The sequence below is a fragment of the Candidatus Angelobacter sp. genome (assembly GCA_035607015.1).
In the GTDB taxonomy this organism is placed as follows: Bacteria; Verrucomicrobiota; Verrucomicrobiia; order Limisphaerales; family AV2; genus AV2.
This window is the reverse complement of sequence record DATNDF010000023.1, coordinates 1-5391: the sequence shown is the minus strand read 5'-3', so window position 1 is coordinate 5391 and position 5391 is coordinate 1. Positions and strand designations below refer to the sequence as shown.

The following is a 5391-nucleotide window of genomic DNA, read 5'->3' as shown; positions in this document are numbered from 1 at the left end:
CCCCACGCGCGCATCGAATGCACCGCCTGTCACGTCGGTCCGGGCGCCTCGGCGTTTGTGAAGGCCAAGATCAACGGTGTGCACCAGCTCGTGGGGGTCATTACCGGGAATTACCATCGCCCGATCAAGACGCCGATCAGGAACCTGCGCCCGGCGCAGGAAATCTGCGAGGAATGTCATTGGTCGCAGAAATACGTCGGAAATCTGGAGCGGACCTACACTCATTTTCTGGCCGATGAAACCAACACCCAATTCACGGTCCGCCTGCTGCTCAAGGTCGGCGGCGGCGATCCCAACCACGGTCCCGTGGGCGGCATCCACTGGCACATGAACCTCGCGAACAAAATCGAGTACATCGCGACGGACGAACAGCGGCAGGTGATTCCCTGGGTGCGTTTCACCGGAGCCAACGGCGTTGTGAAGGAATACCGCGCCGCCAATTTCAAGGACGACCCTTCGAGGCATACCATTCGCACCATGGACTGCATGGACTGCCACAACCGGCCCGCCCATCATTTTCGATCGCCGAACGCCTCGGTTGATCTGGCGATGGCCGCCGGCCGCATTGATCCGGCGCTGCCTCTGGTGAAATCCAACGTGGTGGCCGCGTTGATCCAGCCCTATTCGACGGAGGCGCAAGCCGCCCAAAAAATTGCCGACAGCCTGCGGTCAAAGTACGCGAATGCCCCGCAATTGACATCGCTGATCGCCGAGGCGCAGCGGATTTACGAGAACAATTTCTTTCCTGAAATGAAGGCGGACTGGCGGGCGTACCCCGACAACATGAACCACAAGGACGGCGCGGGATGTTTTCGTTGTCACGACGGCCAGCACAAGACTTCGGACGGCAAGACCAAAATTCAAGCCAGCGACTGCAACTCCTGTCACATCATCCTTGCCCAGGGCAGCGGCGAGCAACTGGAAAAACTCAATCCCAAAGGCTACAGCTTCTTCCACATTGACGCGGTGAACGAGGACTTCTCCTGTAACAACTGCCACACCGGCGCGTTCCCGAAAGAATAAGCGCGCTACGGCAGGGCCGTTTGGAATATCGCCCCGCTTTCAATGTTATATTTTTGCGGACAATGAGGCGACCATCGAGGAAAGCGCCACACGTATTGTCGTGCAGACTCACGCCGTGGTTCAGGGAATCCACTCGCCGGCCTGTTCAACCTAAGGCTGACTGTGTTCCTTTCGCCGCCGCCGCCGGCCAAGGCTGATTCTTGGACGAAGGTTCAAAAACGCTTCTCTCCCGTAACGGCTTGTCGTGGTGAACGGATGTGATCTCATGGAAGGTGGACAAAGAGCGGGCAAGGAACTTAGAAGTCAGAGCCGCGCGAGGTTCACTTGAACCGATGAATGTTCGTAGCCGGGAAGCCGTTCCCACGCGCTCAATTCTTGCGGGCATCGCGGATACTACGGTCGGCCTGTACAGTTCACATTCTTGCGGAATAGTTGAATTGAACCGAACCCGACGATGATAGCCAGTGAGGCGAGTGCATTCCACTCGACCAAAGTTCTTAATACGATGTGAAGTTCTTCATCTCGCTGTCCAGTTGTGAGGTGCAACACACCACCGAAAAACAACTGTTCGACACCCCTTACAGCATATAGATTGCTTGCTGCAAAAAGGCCCACAAGTAACATCCCGGCGCAAAGCAGCGGGCAATTTGAACTTTGCTTTTCACGGGGGAAAAACGCACTGCAAGCTGAGATGATCGCCCATATGCACACCGCCACCAAGAGCCCAAATGTTGGGCCAAAGAGCGATCCACCGTAGGAAGCAGCTACTTGCCAGTACACTTGCATTTCTTCGCGTCCTCTCGAACCGGCTTCTCGTCATCAAAAAAATCCCCCGCCTTCTCCCCGAGGTTTCTTGTCCACCATCGGTCATGAGCGTGCAACATTTCATGAGCGAGTGCTTCGGGTAGGTGCAAAGATCGGCATCGCTCGGGTCCCATTGTGATAGTACCCGCGCGAATCAATTCCTGCCGCTGGCGTTTCGATTTTTCCGGTCATTCGGCATTCTCGACAAATATTGTCCACTCAATGGAACGCCTTCAAGGAAATCTGGCCAAAAAATGCGAGGCAATTGGCAATTGCGGTGAAGCCCGCCTGACGCCGCAGTCTAAGATGTCATCCATCGAGCGGGCAGTCTGTCGGTGCCTTGGCGTTCAAGTGGGCAGGCCCGCCCGGAATCGAAAACCAGATTTGATGAACACCAGCGCAGCCCTGCTTGACATCACTGAAGGTCACGACGCCGGCCGGTGTGATGCCTCGTGGGACGCGCATCCGACCGCGGCGGAAACGACGAATCGCCGGCGGTTTCTGAAAGCCGTCCGCTGCATTCCGGTGGATCGTCCTCCCGTCTGGCTGATGCGTCAGGCCGGCCGGGCGCTGCCCGAATATCGCGCCTTGAGGGAAAAACACTCCTTCCTTGAGCTGGTTCAAACTCCCGAACTGGCCGCCGAAGTCACTTTGCAGCCGATCCGGCGCTTCGACTTCGACGCGGCGATTCTCTTCAGCGACATACTCGTGGTGCCCGAAGCGCTCGGCCAGCGTTATCACTTCCGCGACCGGGGTGGCGTTGAAATGGAATTTCCGATCCGCTCCGCCGAGGACATTGCCCGGCTCGACACGAGCGCCGTCGTCGAACGGTTGAATTACGTCGCCAGAACGTTGCCGTTGATCAAATCGGCATTGAGCGGCCGCACGGCGCTGCTCGGCTTTGCCGGATCGCCCTGGACACTGGCCAACTTTATGATGGAAGGAGGGAGCGCAAAGGAATTTTCCAGGGCGAAAGCGCTCTTCTATTCGGATCCAGTCCTTTTTTCGCGCCTGATGGAGAAATTGACCACGGCGGTGACTCAATTCCTGCAACTGCAAATCGACGCCGGCGTGGACGCGATTCAGATCTTCGACAGTCTGGGAGGAATCCTGTCTGCCGACGTTTACGAACCGGCTTCGTCCATCTGGATCAGGTGGATCATCGAGTCGCTCGGCGGAGGGACGCCGGTCATTGTTTTTGGTAAGGGAGCATATGGAAGCCGGGATGTACTACTGCGAACAGGAGCGCAGGCCTTCAGCGTTGACTGGACGGTACCGCTGGCGGAAGTTCGCGAGCACTTTCCGGAGAACGTCGGTGTTCAGGGAAACCTTGATCCGTTTCTGCTCAACACCACTCCAGCCGTTGTGGCCATCGAGACGAGCCGTATTCTCGAAACGATGCGCGGCCACAACGGCCATATTTTCAACCTCGGTCACGGCACGCCGCCAACGGCCCGGCTGGAATGCATTGAAAGCCTGGTGGCAACCGTCCGGAGTTTCAAATGAGCGCGCTCAAGGTTGATCTGGATCTCGTCCGGAAATACAACGTGCCCGGCCCGCGTTACACGTCGTATCCGCCGGCCACGCGGTTCACCGATGAGGTTTCCGTCGGACAGCTGTTGGAAAAAATTTGCGCAAACAATGAAACGGAGCGTGATCTGTCGCTCTACTTTCACCTCCCCTTCTGCCAGTCGCTCTGCTGGTTTTGCGGCTGCACGACGGTGATCACGACCGATCAACGCGCCAGCGCCACCTACCTGAATTACCTCAAGCGCGAACTGGGCATCATGGGGCGGCTGTTGAACCCAAAGCGAAAAGTCGTACAGCTTCACCTGGGCGGCGGCACTCCCACTTTTCTGGCGCCGGAGGAAATCCGCGCGCTGGGCCGGATGATTCACTCGCAGTTTGATGTGTCCCCCGATGCCGAGGCCGGAGTCGAAATCGATCCGCGCCGAGTGACGCGGGGCCATCTGGACGCGCTTCGCGATGCCGGCTTCAATCGAGCCTCCTTGGGTGTGCAGGACCACAATCCGCTTGTCCAGAAGGCTGTGCACCGCATTCAGCCGTTCGCTCAGACAAAGATGGTAGTCGATTGGATCCGCGACACCGGATTCAGATCCTTGAACGTCGATCTCATTTACGGCCTGCCCCATCAAACGCCGGAGTCGTTCGAAAAAACCCTGAATGAAACCCTCCAGCTGCGGCCCGACCGGCTTGCTGTCTTCAGCTACGCGCACGTGCCCTGGATCAAGCCCGCGCAAAAGATTCTGGCGGATAAAATCCTCCCGCCGGCGGAAACCAAGCTCCAACTGCTCAAGCTCACGATCGAAAGGTTGACTTCCGAAGGCTACGTGTACATCGGGATGGATCATTTCGCCCGCGCGGACGACGAGCTTGCGGTGGCACAACGGCAGAAGACGTTGCAACGAAATTTCCAGGGCTACAGCACACGCGGCGGCGCGGACGTTTACGCGTTCGGCATGTCGTCCATCTCGCAGGCCGACGGCGTTTACTGGCAAAACCTCAAGGAACTCCCCGCCTACTACGCCGCGCTTGATGCGCGCAAGGCCCCGCTTGCAAAAGGCTGCATCCTCACCGACGAAGACAAGGTCCGCCGCCAGACCATCATGCGCCTGATGTGCGACTTGAGCCTGAACTACGCGGAAATGTCCGAAATGCTCGGAAAGGATTTCACCACATACTTTGCAGGCGAACTGGACTCGCTGGCCGACCTCGAATCAGACCACCTCATCAGGAAGGATGCCGCGGGGATCACGGTCACTGACTCCGGCCGTTTGTTCATCCGCAACATTGCCATGCGGTTTGATGCTTGCGCGCCGACGCAAAACGGAAATTGCTTTTCGAAAACAATATGAACAGCGTGGCCATCATCGGTGGCGGGATCACCGGACTGACGACGGGGTTCCGGCTTGGACAAAAAAACATTCCCGTGACGATCTACGAGTCCGCCGGGCGCGTCGGCGGAGTCATCCAATCTGTTCGCAAGGATGGTTACCTGGCGGAGTACGGACCGAATACGCTCCTCGAAACGTCGCCGACAATCGGCGCACTCATTCTTGATCTCGGTCTCGAAGGTCGTCGGCAGTGCGCCAACAAGAACGCCGAGAAGCGTTTTATCGTGCGCGATGGCAAACCTGTCGCGCTACCCGGTTCGCCCGCCGCCTTTCTGACCACCAGGCTTTTCTCCACCCGCGCCAAGGCGCGACTGCTGGCCGAACCGTTCATCCGACGGGCCCCCGCGACCTGCGAAGAGAGCCTCGGGGAATTCGTCCGGCGGCGCATCGGGCGCGAATTTCTCGACTATGCCATCAATCCTTTTGTGGCGGGCGTCTATGCCGGCGATCCAGACCGGTTGTCCGTCAAACACGCGTTCCCCAGACTTCATGCTCTCGAACAGCGCTATGGCTCGCTGCTCGCGGGGCAGTTCTTCGGAGCACGGGAACGAAAGCGCCGGGCTGAAACATCAAAACAGAACGCCAAGAAAGTGTCATTTGACGACGGCCTCCAGGTGTTGATTGATGCGCTGCGGCGCCGCCTTGATGG

General features: G+C 58.1%; 5 protein-coding genes. 4 read left to right on the top strand and 1 reads right to left on the bottom strand.

The features are described from left to right. Window positions 1–1023: cytochrome C (locus VN887_00970; protein ID HXT38571.1), on the top strand; the 1023-nt coding region annotated here is incomplete at its 5' end. Window positions 1024–1416: 393 nt separating this feature from the next. Here the strand turns inward: VN887_00970 and VN887_00965 are convergent. After that, a complete protein-coding gene (locus VN887_00965) occupies window positions 1417–1809 on the bottom strand; it encodes a hypothetical protein (GenBank protein HXT38570.1) in 393 nt (130 codons plus the stop codon). Window positions 1810–2214: 405 nt separating this feature from the next. Between VN887_00965 and hemE the strand changes: the two genes are divergently transcribed. The 3 genes from hemE to hemG all read left to right on the top strand — a co-directional run. Continuing rightward, window positions 2215–3333 carry a uroporphyrinogen decarboxylase gene (hemE, locus tag VN887_00960; protein HXT38569.1) on the top strand — a complete coding sequence of 373 codons (1119 nt, stop codon included), beginning with the start codon at window positions 2215–2217 and terminating at the stop codon, window positions 3331–3333. Beyond that, window positions 3330–4703, top strand: coding sequence for an oxygen-independent coproporphyrinogen III oxidase (gene hemN / locus VN887_00955; protein HXT38568.1), 1374 nt, complete (start codon window positions 3330–3332; stop codon window positions 4701–4703). The genes hemE and hemN overlap by 4 nt, the downstream gene beginning before the upstream one ends. Further along, window positions 4700–5391: protoporphyrinogen oxidase (hemG, locus tag VN887_00950; GenBank protein HXT38567.1), on the top strand; the 692-nt coding region annotated here is incomplete at its 3' end. The genes hemN and hemG, both read left to right, overlap by 4 nt.